We start from the raw sequence: 14881 nt of genomic DNA on the forward strand, positions 1-14881 counted from the left end.
CCCGCTCAGCCTTCCCGGATGCCGTCCAGGCGTTTGCTGGCCTGCTCGAAACCGTCCACCAACTCGGCGATGATCTCGGCCACCGGCCGGATCTCGTTCATCCGCCCGACAATCTGACCCACCGGCATGGCGACGGCTGTCGGATCGCTGGACTCGCTCATGCGTTGATGCGCCTCACTGACCAGGATGTTCTGCAGTGGCATCGGCAGCGGGTCCGGGGCTCCCTCGGCGTCCCAGGCGTCGGTCCAGCGGCTCTTGAGCAACCGGGCCGGCTTACCGGTGTAGATCTTGCGGCGCACGGTGTCGGCGGAGTCGGCGGCCAGCAGGGCCTGCTGGATCACCGAGGTGCCGCCGTCGGTGCGTACCCCGAGGTCGTACTCGGCCGAGGTAAGGAAGGCCGAACCCATCCAGACCCCCTGCGCGCCAAGGGCCAGCGCAGCAGCCACCTGACGTCCGGTGCCGATGCCGCCTGCCGCCAGCACCGCGGCGGAGTCGCCCACCGCGTCGACGATCTCCGGCCACAACACCATCGAACCGATCTCACCGGTGTGCCCGCCGGCCTCATGGCCTTGGGCGACGACGATGTCGACGCCGTTGTCGACATGTCGTCGGGCATGTTTGGCCGACCCGGCCAGCGCGGCCACCGGAACCCCGGCGGCGTGCGCCTGGTCGATGACGTCCTTCGGTGGTGAGCCCAGTGCGTTGGCGATCAGCTTGATCGGGTGCTTGAGTGCCACCTCGACATGCGACCGCGCAACCGAATGCAACCATCCCAGAACACCTTCGGACTTCGCCTCGTCCTCGGGCAGCGGCGGCACACCGAGGTCGGCGAGGGTCTTGGCGACAAAGTCTCGGTGCGTCTGCGGGATCAGTTTGTTGATGTCGACGCTGGTGCCTTCGGTGGGGATCTTGGCGGGCATCACGATGTCGACGCCGTAGGGCTTACCGTCGGTGTTGGCGTCCATCCACTGCAGGACGTTCTCGAGGTCGTCGGCGTCGTTGAAGCGCACACACCCCAGCACGCCGAGGCCGCCGGCCTTGGTGACCGCGGCGGCCACCTTCTCCGACGGGGTGAAGACGAAGATCGGGTACTCGATGCCGAACCGTGCGCACAGTTCCGTTTTCATGCCTTCACTCCTGCGTGCTTGGCGTGGACGTCGTCGGCCGGGCGCTCTTCGGTGGTGTCCTTGGCCCAGCGGTAATCGGGTTTGCCTGCTGGAGAGCGTTTGATCTCGTCGACCAGCCACAGGCTGCGCGGCACCTTGTAGCCCGCAATCTCGGTACGTACAAACGCATCCAGTTCGGCAAGGGTGGGGCGGGTGCCTTCGCGGGGGTGCACCACGGCGGCGACGTGCTGACCGAAGCGGTCGTCGGGCACTCCCACCACCAGCGCGTCGAACACGTCCGGATGGCCCTTGAGTGCAGCCTCCACCTCTTCGGGGTAGATCTTCTCGCCGCCGGAGTTGATGGACACCGAGCCGCGGCCCAGCATGGTGACGGTGCCGTCGGCCTCCACCTCGGCGAAGTCACCGGGGATGGCGTAGCGCACTCCGTTGAACGTCTTGAACGTCTCGGCTGTCTTCTTCTCGTCCTTGAAGTAGCCGACCGGGATGTGCCCTCGTTTGGCGATGACGCCGCGCTTACCGGATCCCGGCTCCACCGGGTTGCCGTCCTCGTCGAGCACCGCGGTGAACTTGTCGATGGTGACGCGCGGGCCGCCGGTGTGAGACTGGCCCTTGGCGACCACGCTGGTGCCGCCGAAGCCGGTCTCCGACGAGCCGATGGAATCGGTGATGATGCGGTTGGGCAGCAACTCGAGGAATTTCTCCTTCAGGCTGGTGGAGAACAACGCGGCTGTGCTGGCCAGCAGGAAAAGCGAGCTCAGATCGTACTGATTGCCCTCGTCCTGGTGGGCGAGCAGCGCATCCAGCAGCGGACGGGCCATCGCGTCACCGGTGAAGAACAGCAGGTTCACTTTGTGGTCGTGAATGGTCTTCCACACCTCGTGGGCGTTGAATTCCGGTGCCAGTACCACGGTTTGGCCGGAGAACAGGGCCATCCAGGTGGCCGACTGCGTGGCACCGTGGATCATCGGCGGGATCGGGTAGCGCACCATCGGGTTGTTCTCGGCGGCCTGCTTGGCCAGGTCGTACTCGTCCTTCACCGGCTCACCGGTGGCGAAGTCCGTGCCGCCGAACAACACTCGGTAGATGTCCTCGTGACGCCACATGACGCCCTTGGGGAAACCGGTGGTGCCGCCGGTGTAGAGCAGATAGATGTCGTCCTCGCTGCGCGGGCCGAAGTCGCGCTGCGGTGAGCCCTGTTCCAGCGCCGCCTCGAACTCCACACCGCCGTAGGACGAGAAATCGTCATCCGAGCCGTCCTCGACCACCAGAACGGTGGTGACCTCCGGCGTCTCCGGCAGGACGTTGGCCACCCGGTCGGAGTAGCGGCGCTCGTGGATCAGCGCCACCATGTCGGAGTTCTCGAACAGGTATTTCAGTTCGCCCTCGACGTAGCGGAAGTTGATGTTCACCAGGATGGCACCGGCCTTGACGATGCCAAGCATGCCGATGACGATCTCGATTCGGTTGCGGCAGTACAGGCCGACCTTGTCGTCCTTCTTGACGCCCTGATCGATGAGATAGTGGGCCAGGCGGTTGGCCTTTTCCTCCAACTGGGCGTAGGTCAGTTGCTCGTCACCCGAGATCAGGGCGACACGGTCTGGCACAGCGTCGATGGCGTGCTCGGCAAGATCGGCAATGTTGAGGGCCACGGAACCTAAACTAGAACGTGTTACATTTCGAGACAAGTCCCAAGCGAAGACGCAGGAAGGCGGCCTGAAGTGAGCGAGCCCCAAAAAGAGCCCGACGCCCTCGTTGAGCAGCGCGGACACACTTTGATCGTGACGCTCAACCGGCCACAGGCGCGCAACGCCCTTTCCACTGAGATGCTCTCGATAATGGTAGAGGCGTGGGACCGGGTGGACAACGATCCGGACATCCGGACCTGCATTCTCACCGGTGCCGGTGGCTACTTCTGCGCGGGCATGGACCTCAAGGCCGCCACGGCCAAGCCGCCGGGCGACTCGTTCAAAGACGGCAGTTACGACCCCTCGCGCATCGACGGCTTGCTCAAAGGACGGCGCCTGACCAAGCCGTTGATCGCTGCGGTGGAAGGTCCCGCGATCGCGGGTGGGACGGAGATCCTGCAGGGCACCGATATCCGCATAGCGGGCGAGAGCGCCAAATTCGGCATCTCCGAGGCGAAGTGGAGCCTGTACCCGATGGGCGGCTCCGCGGTGCGCCTGGTGCGCCAGATCCCTTACACCATCGCCTGCGATCTGTTGCTGACCGGACGGCACATCACCGCTACCGAGGCTCTGGACTACGGGCTGATCGGCTACGTGGTGCCCGACGGCTCGGCGTTGGACAAGGCGTTGGAGATCGCCGAGGTGATCAACAACAACGGCCCACTGGCCGTACAGGCGATCCTGCGGTCCATCCACGAGACCGAGGGCATGCACGAGAACGACGCGTTCAAGATCGACACCAAGATCGGCATCGAGGTGTTCCTCTCCGACGATGCCAAGGAGGGTCCGCGGGCCTTCAAGGAGAAGCGGGCCCCGAACTTCCAGATGAGGTGATCGTCGGCCGTGTGGGCGCGACACCCCGGCCGCCCCGAGTGTCGCGCCCACAGGCACCGGACGTGCTCAGCGGACGGCGATGGCCGTCAGCTCGAGCTGCTGCTCGGGATGGATGAAACCGCTGACCGTCAACCAGGTGCTCGTCGGCGGGTGGATGCCAACCCATTCGCGCAACCGCGGTGCGCTTGCCGACAGCGCGTCCATGTCGGTGGTGTAGATGGTCCACGCCACCAGATCACACCGGTTGGCCCCGACCGAGTGCAGTGACCGGTCGAGGATCTCCAGGACGTAGGCCAGCTGCTCGTCGAATGTGGTTCCCACCGGCCGGAGTTCGTCACTGCCTCCGGTCAGCGGCGCGATCCCGGACACATAGATGGTGTTACCGGCAACCGCCACCTGCACAATGCCGATGGCCTCGAAGAGGGCGCTGTCGATGTAGTCGATGTCCGGGGTCGTACGCTCGATCCGGCCGATGCCGGGCGCAGTGGATGTCGTCACAGGATTGCTCGTTTCTGGTTGTCGAGTTGGAGGTCGAGGGCAACAGCGGGCTCGTCGTCGAGCGAGGATGCGGCCAGAATCCGGCGCGGATCCAGCCGTTCGGGATTTCGCACGGCAATGACGGCCAAGATCACCGCCCCGGCCACCCACCAGGCCGCCACGAAGTACCCGGCGAGATTCAGCGGATAGGACAGTGGCGCAACAAAACTGAAGAGAGTGACACCCGCCCCGGCGCAGAATGTCGGGAACAGGAACACCAATCCGATCATCGGCACCACAAGGTGGGTGAACACGCGGAATTCCGAGCGCTGGTAGCGCAGGTAGTACACCGGGCACGCCACGCAGACCGCCATGTAGATGGGCAGCACACCCACCGTCAGGACAGTTCCGGTGACCATGAACCCGGTCACCGGGCCGTAAGCGAACCCGATCGCGAAGGTCACCGTGGTCGCCACGGCGAACACCACAGCGATGGCCACCACCGGTGACCGGAACCGGGGGTGCGTACGCCGCAGGAGGCTGGGCAGTGTGCCCGCCCGGCCGAGCGCCCACGCCACCCGGGTGGCCGCCATTCCGGCTCCGTTGGCTGACGCCAGGCCCGAACTGAGCAGAGTCACCAGCAGGATCACCCAGCCGATTCCCCAGAACGTCCGCGTGATCTCCATCCACGGGTCACCCTCACCGTAGGCCAGAAACCCCGAGTACTGGTCGGGCCCGAAGTACACAGCGGAGGCGTAGGTGGTGATCACGAAAAACACGCCCACCAGGACCACCGATCCGATGACCGCCCATTTGATGGTTCGCTTGGGGTCCTTGGCCTCCTCGGCCAGAGGGGCTGCGGCATCAAATCCGATGAACGCCAGGAACGCGTAGACCGCGCCGGCCAGGATCCCGCTCATCCCGGTGAACCCCTCGACGGTGGCGTGGGTGGTCCAGAACACCGACAATGTGTTGCGGTCACCTGCTGCCACGATCATCCACGCCGACAGCACCAGCATGACGACGATCTCGAGGGCACCCAGCATCATGCCCACCCTCGTACCGAATTGAGCGCCAAGGTAATTCATCACCAGAGCCAGGCCGATGCACCCGACCGCGCCGATGATCCACCATGCGGTGTAACCGAGTCCGAGGGCGCCGCCGACAGCACCGCCGACGATGTTGCCGACCAGCAGTGCCAGGTAGGGCAGGGCGGCGGCGTACACCAGCAACGTGCCCCATCCCGACAGGAAGCCCGCACCGCCGTGGAACGCGGCTGCGAGATAGGAGGGCATGCCGGCCGCAGAGGTCACTTTCTTGGCAAGTTGTCCGATGGCCACGGCCACACAGGCACACCCGAGCAGTGCAAAGACCACGGAGGCCGGTAGCGCCCCTCCGGCGAACGCCGCTCCACCGATGACCGCGAATGCCGCCCCGACCCCGGGCGCCATCGTGGCGATCGAGACGAAGGTGGCCTCGGCGAGTGTGACACTGTTGCGCGCGAGACCACCTCCGCCGTCGTGGGTTGTCATGCCGGACGGCCTGCGGCGTCGGTGATCAGGTTCATCAGCGTGTTGGCCGAACCTTCGCGGGCCGCCGCGGATTGCATCTTGTCGATCCCCAGGTATCCCCCGGCATCCTCACGGACCACCGACATCGGGTCACGCACGTCACCGACGTATCCGATGGCGAAACAGCCCATCTGGTAACCCATGAGCTTGAGAAGGTCGTCGTCGAGGGTGCGGGCCACCTCCAGCGGAGTCGACAGATACTGGTTCTCTTCCTGCCGAACCCACCCGACCGCATAGGTGATGTTGAGCGCCTGGCGAACCTTGTCCGTCGTGGTGTTCGCGCCACCACCGTGGTAGATCTTGCCGTTGTAGAGCAGCACCGAGCCCTTCTCCATCTCGGCAGGCAGGGAATCCTCCTGCGAGAACTTCTCGTCGGTGCCCAGCAGATGGCTGCCCGGCACCACCCGGGTGGCGCCCATGTCGGCGGTGTAGTCGCTCATCGCCCACAACGTGTTGCACTGCACCTGATAGTCGGCGGGGAATTCGAAGAAATCCCAAGCCAATTCATCTCGGTGAATGGCTTGCGCTGGCGAACCCGGACCGATGGAGATGACCTGAGTCAGGTGCAGTTGGAAGGCGGAAGCGTGGCTGAGGTAATCGCCGGCGACATCGAGGATGGTGGGATGCGCAACGAGGCTGCGAGACGTCTCGGAGCGGGCGATCAGCGATCCGGTCCGGCGGGTCCGCTTTCCCAAGAAGTCGTCGCTGCCGAACGCTGTCTCTTCGACGTAGGGACTGAGTTCGTCGTTGATGCGGTCCATCGTGTCGGCGCTGACCAGATTGTCGACGATGACGTAGCCGTCGCGCCGCAGGCAGGCAGTGATCTCCGCTGCCGAGGCGGTCGGGGGAAGGTGATTCAGTTCGGGCACCAGTGGCTCCTCGAGTCGAAGTCAGATGTTTCCAAATGCGACTCAAGTCTGAACTTGAGTCTGTTTCGTCCAAGGGTTCGGGCGTAACGGTGAGGTAAATCCGACTAGAGTCGAGTTTTATGGCGGAAACGATGCGCAGGCTGCCTGCACAACGGCGCAGCAGAGAAACGGTGCAGCGAATCCTCAATGCCGCCGAGCACCTGCTGGGGACCGTCGGCTATGACCGCGCCGTCGAATCACCTGCTCTGCTGGTGGAGGAATCCGGCGTCAGCAAGGGTGCGTTCTACGCCTACTTCACCAGTCCGGAAATGGCGATGGAAACCGTCGCACTCGGGTACATGGAGAAGTCGACGCAGATGGCAGACGAGTTCGCCGCCGCGGACTACGACCGATGGGAGGACGTCGCAGAGCGTGCGATCGCCGTCTACAGCGACTACTACCGATCGCCTGCCGTGCGCGAACTATGGCTCAACGGACACCTGTCACCAGTGGCCGTCGCCGCCGACCAGCAGGCAAACCTCTACATCGCGACCAAACTCTGGTCGACCCTGCGCCGGATAGCACCCGCGGAGACCACACGCACCGAGGTGTACCACTGCTCCGTCGCGATCGAGATCCTGGACTATCTCTTGCGGTTCGCCTTCCGCAAGGATCCTCAGGGCGATTCCGACTTGATCCGCGAATCCGCCGTCGCCATGGTCGCGTATCTGCGGACCACTACCGATCCCGCTGCCTGACTGGATTGTCAGAAGAGCCCGAGACCGCTGGGCGCAATCGACTAGACATTCACCCGAGCGGACGGCGTGAACACCACCGGCATGGATTCGAGGCCGCTGACGAAGTTGGCCGGTCGCAGCGGCAGGGAACCGGGATCGGCGAGCCGCAGATCAGGTAGCCGCGCCAACACCTTGGTCAGCATGAGCTTCAGCTCCAGGCGAGCCAGCTGATTGCCCAGGCAGAAGTGCGAGCCGAAGCCGAAGGCCACATGACTGTTCGGGTTTCGATCGATCCGGAAGTTCTCGGGATCACCGAACACCGTCTCGTCGAAATTGGCCGACTCGAACATCAGCATCATCTTTTCGCCGGCCTTGAGCGCGGTCCCGTGGAACTCGGTGTCCGCGGTGACCGTGCGGCACATGTTCTTCACCGGTGAGGTCCAGCGCAGCATCTCCTCGATGGCACCGGGCAGCAGTTCCGGGTTCGCCACCAGCTGCGCCCACTGATCCTGGTGTCGCAGCAGCTGTTCGGTGCCACCGGACAATGTGTGCCGGGTGGTTTCGTCGCCCCCGATGAGAATCAGCAGCGTCTCGAAGACGATCTCGTCGTCGGACATCCGCTGCCCCTCGACCTCGGCGTTGACCAGGATGGAGAACAGGTCATCGCGCGGGGTGGCCCGCCGGTCGGCGATCACCTCCATGGTGAACGCCGTGTACGCGGCGAAAGTCTCCATCAGCTTCTGGATCACCAGATCGTCGACGGTGGACGACAGCCCGCACACCAGATCGTCGGACCACTTCAGCAGCATGTCGCGCTCTTCGGGCAGCACGCCAAGCATGTCACCGATGACGGCCATGGGCAGCGGGGCGGCGATGTCGCGGACGAAGTCCGCCTCACCCTTTTCGCAGATGCCGTCGATCAGTGTGTCGCACAGTTTTTCGATGGACGGCACCTTGTCCATCACCCGCTTACGGGTGAAGCCGGAGTTGACGAGCTTGCGCCGCAACACATGTGCGGGATCGTCCATGTCGATCATGTATGGCATGCCCGGCTGGTCGGGCCGGATGCCGCCAGTGTTGGAGAACAGCTCCGGATTACGTTCGGCGTCGAGCACCGCCTGATAGCTGGCCGCGGCGGCCAGGCCGTTGCGGTCCCGGAACACCGGCTGATTCGCGCGCATCCACGCGTAGGCGGCACGTGCGTTGCCGTCGGCGTAGAAGTTGCCGTCCGCGAGGTCGACGTCGAGTCCCGGCAGGGTGGATGTCACCGAATCTCCTCAGCGTCAGCGAAAGTCATGTCGACATTGGCAGCCGAACTGGATACCAATGCACGTTTGGGCAATCCCAGCGAGGCAAGCTCGCGCGCATAGGGATGGTCGCCGAGACGTATCCGCACACCCGCCGGGCGGTACCGCACGCCGGAGAGCACCATCTGCCCTTCGGTCTTGCGGGTGATGCCATCCAGATGCGAGTACGTCGAGTGCACCTGAGGCTTTCCGGTGAGCGCGGCAGGCGTGGGCAAGCCGCGCCTGAAATCCATGCTGACGACGTGCTGACCGTCGATGCTGACATCGAACCCGAACCGCCTGGCCGACGAAGGAGAGCGAACGGTGAAGTCTGCCATCACCTTTGGGTAGCCCCAGATGGTCCGGCCGGCTTCGAGCGTGAACGGCTGGTCGACGGGCAGGTGGTGGACAAACGCGCCGGCATCTCGAAGCGCCGCCATCCCGCGAGCCTGGGACCCGGGCGGGTTCACCATGACGTTGGTGCCGTACTCGTAATACTGGCCGAGGTCGGTGTCCTGGTAGCGCATCAGCATCAGCACCACCAGCGCCTTGCCGCGGCCGAACCGGCACACCCGCAACCCGCTGTAGTCGATCATGCGCTGGGCGGCGTCAGCATCGACTGCCAACATGGCGGTGTGCTGGTGCGCGGTGCGCACGCGCACCGGCATGGTCAGCACCGTGCCCGCGATGGTGTGGGTGGTGGCTTGGGTCACACCGTTAATCTAGAACGTGTTCTAGACAGATCGCAAGAAGTGTCTACATAAGTTTCGTGAGGACTCAGATCAACGCTGCGAGATCGCGAACTTGCTCCACCGAACGGGCGCCGATCACCATCATGGTGACGCCGGCTTCCTCCCAGATCTTGATCTGTTCTTTGACGTGGCCGACATCGCCCACGATGGCGGCGTCGTCGACGAGTTCGTCGGGAATCACCTTGGCGGCTTCGTCTTTGCGGTTGGACCGAAACAGCTCGGTGACCTCGTCGACCACCTCCGAATACCCCATCCGCCGGTACACGTCGGCGTGGAAGTTGGTGTCCTCGGCACCCATCCCACCCATGTACAGCGCCAGGAACGGTTTGATCATCTCGAACACCGCAGGGCGGTCGTCGGTGACCACCACCTGCGCCGTCGCACAGATCTCGAAGGTCTCTCTGGTGCGTCGCGCACCGGGCCGGGCAAAGCCCTCGTCGAGCCAGGCGTTGTAGGTGTCGGCCATCCGCGGGGTGTAGAAGATCGGCAGCCAACCGTCACAGATCTCGGCGGCCAATGCCACGTTCTTCGGCCCCTCGGCGCCCAGCATCACCGGGATGTCGGCCCGCAGGGGATGGGTGATCGGCTTGAGCGCCTTGCCCAGCCCGGTGGTGCCCTCCCCCGAGCGTGGCAACGGGTAGTGCGGGCCAGCGCTGGTCACCGGCGCTTCGCGGGCCCAGACCTGTCGCAGAATGTCGATGTACTCGCGGGTGCGGGCCAACGGCTTGGGGAATGTCGCGCCGTACCAGCCCTCCACCACCTGCGGGCCGGACACCCCCAACCCGAGGATGTGCCGGCCTCCCGACAGGTGGTCCAGCGTCAGCGCAGCCATCGCGCACGCCGTCGGGGTGCGCGCCGACAGCTGCACCACCGAGGTACCCAACCGCAGCCGCGACGTCTGCGACCCCCACCACGACAACGGGGTGTAGGCGTCCGAACCCCACGCCTCGGCGGTGAACACGGTGTCGAAACCCGCTTCTTCGGCGGCGGCCACCAGCTCGCCGTGATTGGCCGGCGGCTGCGCGCCCCAGTAGCCCAGTTGCAAACCCAGCTTCACGGCGAACCCTTTCTTGCCACGATTGTTAGAACCTGTTCTACTCGATGCTGTGACCACCAGCCAAAGCAGCCCGGTGCAGATCGATGACCATGAGCCGCCGCTTTCCGCTCCGCTGAAACTGTCATTCGACTACACCCGTTCAGTCGGTCCGATCCTCGGCCAGTTCTTCACCGCACTGCGTGATCGCCGCGTCGTCGGCAACCGTGGATCCGACGGTCGGGTGCACGTACCACCGGCCGAGTACGACCCCGTCACCTATGAACAGCTGACGGAGATCGTACCGGTGGCCAGTGTCGGAACGGTGCTGTCGTGGACATGGCAATCGACCCCCCTGGAAGGCCAACCGCTGGACCGCCCGTTCGCCTGGGCGCTGATCAAACTCGACGGAGCGGACACCCCGCTTCTTCACGCCGTCGACGGAGAAGTCTGCACCGGTGACCGGGTGCATGTGCACTGGGCCGATCAGACCGTCGGCGCCATCACCGACATCGCGTACTTCGATCTGGGCGACACGGCCGAACCGGAAGGCGAACCGGTCGACAAAGACCCGGTGACCATGCTCGTCACCCCGACGTCCATCGAGATCCAGCACACCGCATCACTTCCCGAGACCCGGTTCCTGAAGGCCCTGGAAGAGGGCAAGCTGCTCGGAGCCAGGTCCGGCGCGGACGGCAAGGTGTACTTCCCGCCGAAGGAGGCCGACCCAGCCACCGGCAAGGAACTCGACGAGTTCGTCGAACTGCCCGACAAGGGGACGGTCACCACCTTCGCGATCATCAACATCCCGTTCGCAGGCCAGCGCATCAAGCCGCCGTACGTCGCGGCGTATGTGCTGCTGGACGGCGCCGACATCCCGTTCCTGCACCTGGTCACCGAGATCGAGGCCACCGAGGTACGGATGGGCATGCGCGTGGAAGCGGTGTGGAAGCCCCAGGAGGAATGGGGCCTTGGCATCGACAACATCGACCACTTCCGGCCGACGGGCGAGCCCGACGCCGACTACGACTCCTACCGCCACCACCTGTAGAGGATTGCTGTGACTGAGATAGCTGTGGTCGGCTTCGCCCACGCACCCCATGTGCGCCGCACCATGGGCACCACCAACGGCGTCGAGATGCTGATGCCGTGTTTCGCCAAGCTCTACTCCGACCTGGGTCTGCAGCAGACCGATATCGGATTCTGGTGCTCAGGATCGTCGGACTACCTTGCCGGACGCGCCTTTTCCTTCATCTCGGCCATCGACTCCATCGGCGCGGTGCCGCCGATCAACGAATCACACGTCGAGATGGACGCCGCATGGGCGCTGTACGAGGCCTACATCAAGCTGCTGACCGGCGAGGTGGAGACCGCCCTGGTGTACGGCTTCGGCAAGTCCAGCGCAGGCACCCTGCGTCGGGTGCTGGCGCTGCAGACCGACCCCTACACCGTGGCGCCGCTGTGGCCCGACTCGGTGTCGATGGCCGGCCTGCAGGCCCGTTTCGGCCTGGACACGGGTAAATGGACCGCCGAGCAGATGGCTCAGGTGGCTCTGGACTCCTACGCTGCAGGCGGACGCACGGACACCGTTGAGGTCACCGGGGGCATCGACAATCTGCTGGCCCGCCCGTTCTTCGCCGATCCCCTCCGCCGGCATGACATCGCACCCATCACCGATGGTGCGGCGGCGATCGTGCTGGCGGCCGGCGACAAGGCGCGCGAACTGCGCGAGAACCCGGCATGGATCACCGGCATCGAGCACCGCATCGAGACCCCGGTCCTCGGCGCCCGTGACCTCACCACATCCCCGTCCACCGAAGCGTCGGCGAAGGCGGCCACCGGCGATGACCTCGGCTCCATCGATGTCGCCGAGATCTACGCGCCGTTCACGCATCAGCAGCTGATCCTCACCGAGGCCATCGGGCTGAACGGGTCCACGAAAGTCAACCCGTCCGGCGGTGCGCTGGCGGCCAATCCGATGTTCTCGGCGGGTCTGGAGCGCATCGGCTTCGCTGCCGAGCACATCTGGAACGGCAGCGCTCAGCGCGTCCTGGCGCATGCCACCAGCGGGCCGGCGCTGCAACAGAATCTCGTCGCCGTCCTGGAGGGCCGATGAGCGCTCGCGCGAAGAGAAAAGGACTTCAGCACTGATGCCAAAAAACCTCGCAGCCGTCTTGGGGACGGGTCAGACCAAGTACGTCGCCAAACGCCTCGACGTGTCGATGGCGGGCCTGGTGCGTGAGGCCATCGACCGGGCCCTGGCCGATTCCGGACAGACCATGGCCGATATCGACGCCGTGGTGGTGGGCAAGGCCCCGGACTTCTTCGAGGGCGTCATGATGCCCGAACTGTTCCTCGCCGACGCCGTGGGCGCGACGAACAAGCCCCTCGTCCGCGTGCACACCGCCGGTTCCGTGGGCGGTTCCACCGCCGTGGTGGCGGCATCGCTGGTGCAGTCCGGCAAGTACCGGCGGGTGCTGTCGATGGCGTGGGAGAAGCAGTCCGAATCCAACGCCATGTGGGCGCTGTCCATCCCGGTGCCGTTCACCAAGCCCGTCGGCGCGGGCGCTGGCGGGTACTTCGCTCCGCACGTGCGCGCCTACATCCGCCGCTCCGGCGCCCCGAACCACATCGGCGCCATGGTCGCGGTGAAAGACCGCCTCAACGGCGCCAAGAACCCGCTGGCACACCTGCACCAGCCCGACATCACCTTGGAGAAGGTGATGTCCTCGCAGATGCTCTGGGATCCCATTCGCTTCGACGAGACCTGCCCGTCCTCGGACGGCGCGGCAGCCATCGTGATCGGCGACGAGGCTTCGGCCGACGCCCGGGTTGCCGACGGTCATCCCGTCGCTTGGGTGCACGCGACCGCACTGCGCACTGAGCCGCTGGCCTACTCCGGCCGTGACCAGGTGAATCCACAGGCCGGCCGAGATGCAGCGGCGGCGTTGTGGAAGGCCGCCGGCATCACCAGCCCCATCGACGAGATCGACGTCGGCGAGGTGTACGTGCCGTTTTCGTGGTTCGAACCGATGTGGCTGGAGAACCTGGGCTTCGCCGCCGAGGGCGAGGGGTGGAAGCTCACCGAGGCTGGTGAGACCGCGATCGGCGGCAGGATCCCGTTCAACCCGTCCGGCGGCGTGCTGAGCTCCAACCCGATTGGCGCCTCCGGCATGATCCGGTTCGCCGAATCCGCCATCCAGGTGATGGGCAAGGCCGGCGACCACCAGGTGCCGGGTGCCCGCAAGGCGCTGGGCCATGCCTACGGCGGCGGCTCACAGTACTACTCGATGTGGGTCGTGTCTTCGGACAAGCCGGCGTGAGCCTGGTCCACGACGCCGGGGCGAAGTCCCGGGCCGCGGCCATGGCCCGGGACAAAAAAGCCTGGCTGGAGCTGTTCGCCGACGACGCGATCGTCGAAGATCCGATCGGACCGTCGCACTTCGACCCCGAGGGCAGAGGGCACCGCGGGAAGGAGGCCATCTCGGCCTTCTTCGACATGGCCATCGCGCCGAGTGAGCTGGAGTTCTTTTTCCGCGACTCGTACGTGTGCGGCAACGAGGAGGCCAACGTCGGCCACATCGTCATCACCGCCCAGGGCTACCGCGTCACCGCCGAGGGCGTCTTCACCTACCGCGTGAACGACGACGGCAAGATTACTGCGCTGCGTGCTTATTGGGAGTTGGACAAGGCGGCGGCAACAGCCACCAAAGTGTGATCCGTGTACCGTCGGTGACGCGGGCGCAGTAGCCCGTCCCTCATCCCATTCACCAGATGGTCCTGCTGATCTTCGTATGCGCTCACATCTTGCTACCGCCACTGTCACTGCCCTCGCTCTCGTCCTGGTTGGCTGCGCACCCGCTGAACAGTCGGCCACCGGCGAGTCGACCACGTCGTCGACACCGGCGGCGCCGACGCTGCCCGCGTTCACACCGACCACCACCAGCGCGGTCGCCGCGCCCGTCGACTACGGCCGGCTGCTGCTGACGGCCGAGGACCTCAGCGATCACGAGGACACCTTCGTTCAGCGGTCGTCAACACCGGACGCCGGCGGCTCCCCCGGTGCCAGCGCCTTCTTCGTCAACGCCGAGGACACCAGGGCCATCACCGACACCATCGTGGTCTACCCCGACGCGCAAGCCGCCAGCGCGGCACTGCACCAGGTCTTGGCCGATCCGTCGAAGGTGGTCATCGGCGGGACACCGCAGCCGTTCCCGGTTGGCGCCAACGGCACTCTGGTGCGCGGCACCGCTCCTGACGGCAGTAAGGACGTCACGCTTCTGGTGTACACCCAGGACCGTGCGCTGGTCCGGTTGCGTTTCGAGAGCGCCACCGGCGACGCCACCAGCGACCCGTTCGTGACGACCGTCGGCAAGATGCAGCAGATTGCCCTTCGGACCGGTCTCGTCGATCCCGAATAGCCAGGTCGCACGCGTTTACATTGCGCGTCGGGCAGGAAAAACTGTAACGTGTTCTAGTCTGCTCGGTCGACGATGCGGGCGAGGCACGAGCCCGAGGAGAGGGCCGAGTT

At 65.2% G+C, this 14881-nt stretch carries 15 protein-coding genes; 7 read left to right on the forward strand and 8 right to left on the reverse strand.

From position 1 onward, the window contains the following. Positions 1-5 precede the first annotated feature (5 nt). Positions 6-1127 carry an NAD(P)H-dependent flavin oxidoreductase gene (locus tag BVC93_RS08785; RefSeq protein ID WP_083736829.1) on the reverse strand — a complete coding sequence of 374 codons (1122 nt, stop codon included), beginning with the start codon at positions 1125-1127 and terminating at the stop codon, positions 6-8. Beyond that, positions 1124-2812, reverse strand: a complete 1689-nt coding sequence (locus tag BVC93_RS08790; RefSeq protein ID WP_192860366.1) for an acyl-CoA synthetase — start codon at positions 2810-2812, stop codon at positions 1124-1126. The genes BVC93_RS08785 and BVC93_RS08790 overlap by 4 nt, the downstream gene beginning before the upstream one ends. 33 nt (positions 2813-2845) lie before the next feature. On the opposite strand from BVC93_RS08790, the gene BVC93_RS08795 reads away from it, so the two are divergent. Then, positions 2846-3646, forward strand: coding sequence for a crotonase/enoyl-CoA hydratase family protein (locus BVC93_RS08795; protein ID WP_083736831.1), 801 nt, complete (start codon positions 2846-2848; stop codon positions 3644-3646). 66 nt (positions 3647-3712) lie between these two features. Here the strand turns inward: BVC93_RS08795 and BVC93_RS33525 are convergent, their stop codons facing one another. Genes BVC93_RS33525 through BVC93_RS08810 form a run of 3 tightly spaced genes read right to left on the reverse strand, consistent with a single transcriptional unit; the run spans position 3713 to position 6563 of the window. Continuing rightward, positions 3713-4144, reverse strand: a complete 432-nt coding sequence (locus BVC93_RS33525) for a RidA family protein (RefSeq protein ID WP_192860233.1) — start codon at positions 4142-4144, stop codon at positions 3713-3715. Next, the gene (locus BVC93_RS08805) at positions 4141-5655 is read right to left on the reverse strand and encodes an APC family permease (protein ID WP_083736832.1); all 1515 of its coding nucleotides are present in this window, start codon (positions 5653-5655) and stop codon (positions 4141-4143) included. Before BVC93_RS08805 ends, BVC93_RS33525 begins: the two co-directional genes overlap by 4 nt. Then, positions 5652-6563 (reverse strand): phytanoyl-CoA dioxygenase family protein, encoded by a 912-nt coding sequence (locus tag BVC93_RS08810; protein WP_157516827.1) that lies wholly within the window; start codon positions 6561-6563, stop codon positions 5652-5654. Before BVC93_RS08810 ends, BVC93_RS08805 begins: the two co-directional genes overlap by 4 nt. Positions 6564-6682: 119 nt before the next feature. On the opposite strand from BVC93_RS08810, the gene BVC93_RS08815 reads away from it, so the two are divergent. Then, positions 6683-7300, forward strand: a complete 618-nt coding sequence (locus tag BVC93_RS08815; protein ID WP_083736833.1) for a TetR/AcrR family transcriptional regulator — start codon at positions 6683-6685, stop codon at positions 7298-7300. Positions 7301-7341: 41 nt separating this feature from the next. On the opposite strand, the gene BVC93_RS08820 is transcribed toward BVC93_RS08815, so the two are convergent. The 3 genes from BVC93_RS08820 to BVC93_RS08830 form a co-directional block, all read right to left on the reverse strand. After that, complete coding sequence (locus tag BVC93_RS08820; RefSeq protein WP_236950425.1) at positions 7342-8535, reverse strand: cytochrome P450; 1194 nt, start codon at positions 8533-8535, stop codon at positions 7342-7344. Positions 8536-8543: 8 nt separating this feature from the next. Beyond that, a complete protein-coding gene (locus tag BVC93_RS08825; RefSeq protein ID WP_083740915.1) occupies positions 8544-9233 on the reverse strand; it encodes an acetoacetate decarboxylase family protein in 690 nt (229 codons plus the stop codon). A 109-nt stretch (positions 9234-9342) separates the two neighbouring features. Then, a complete protein-coding gene (locus BVC93_RS08830; RefSeq protein ID WP_083736835.1) occupies positions 9343-10374 on the reverse strand; it encodes an LLM class F420-dependent oxidoreductase in 1032 nt (343 codons plus the stop codon). A gap of 49 nt (positions 10375-10423) precedes the next feature. Here BVC93_RS08830 and BVC93_RS08835 point away from each other — a divergent pair, with 49 nt between their 5' ends. The 5 genes from BVC93_RS08835 (at position 10424) to BVC93_RS08855 (ending at position 14771) form a co-directional block, all read left to right on the forward strand. Further along, entirely contained in the window at positions 10424-11401 is a 978-nt protein-coding gene (locus tag BVC93_RS08835; protein ID WP_083736836.1) for a Zn-ribbon domain-containing OB-fold protein, read from the forward strand. 3 nt (positions 11402-11404) lie between these two features. Next, positions 11405-12466 carry a thiolase domain-containing protein gene (locus BVC93_RS08840; RefSeq protein ID WP_192860367.1) on the forward strand — a complete coding sequence of 354 codons (1062 nt, stop codon included), beginning with the start codon at positions 11405-11407 and terminating at the stop codon, positions 12464-12466. Between the two features lie 34 nt (positions 12467-12500). After that, entirely contained in the window at positions 12501-13673 is a 1173-nt protein-coding gene (locus BVC93_RS08845; protein ID WP_083736838.1) for a thiolase domain-containing protein, read from the forward strand. A 41-nt stretch (positions 13674-13714) separates the two neighbouring features. Next, complete coding sequence (locus BVC93_RS08850) at positions 13715-14068, forward strand: nuclear transport factor 2 family protein (protein WP_083740916.1); 354 nt, start codon at positions 13715-13717, stop codon at positions 14066-14068. A gap of 76 nt (positions 14069-14144) precedes the next feature. Then, positions 14145-14771: a hypothetical protein gene (locus BVC93_RS08855; RefSeq protein WP_236950299.1), complete on the forward strand. Its 627-nt coding sequence runs from the start codon at positions 14145-14147 to the stop codon at positions 14769-14771. Positions 14772-14881: the final 110 nt, after the last annotated feature.

It is taken from the genome of Mycobacterium sp. MS1601 (genome assembly GCF_001984215.1).
Taxonomy (GTDB): Bacteria; Actinomycetota; Actinomycetes; order Mycobacteriales; family Mycobacteriaceae; genus Mycobacterium.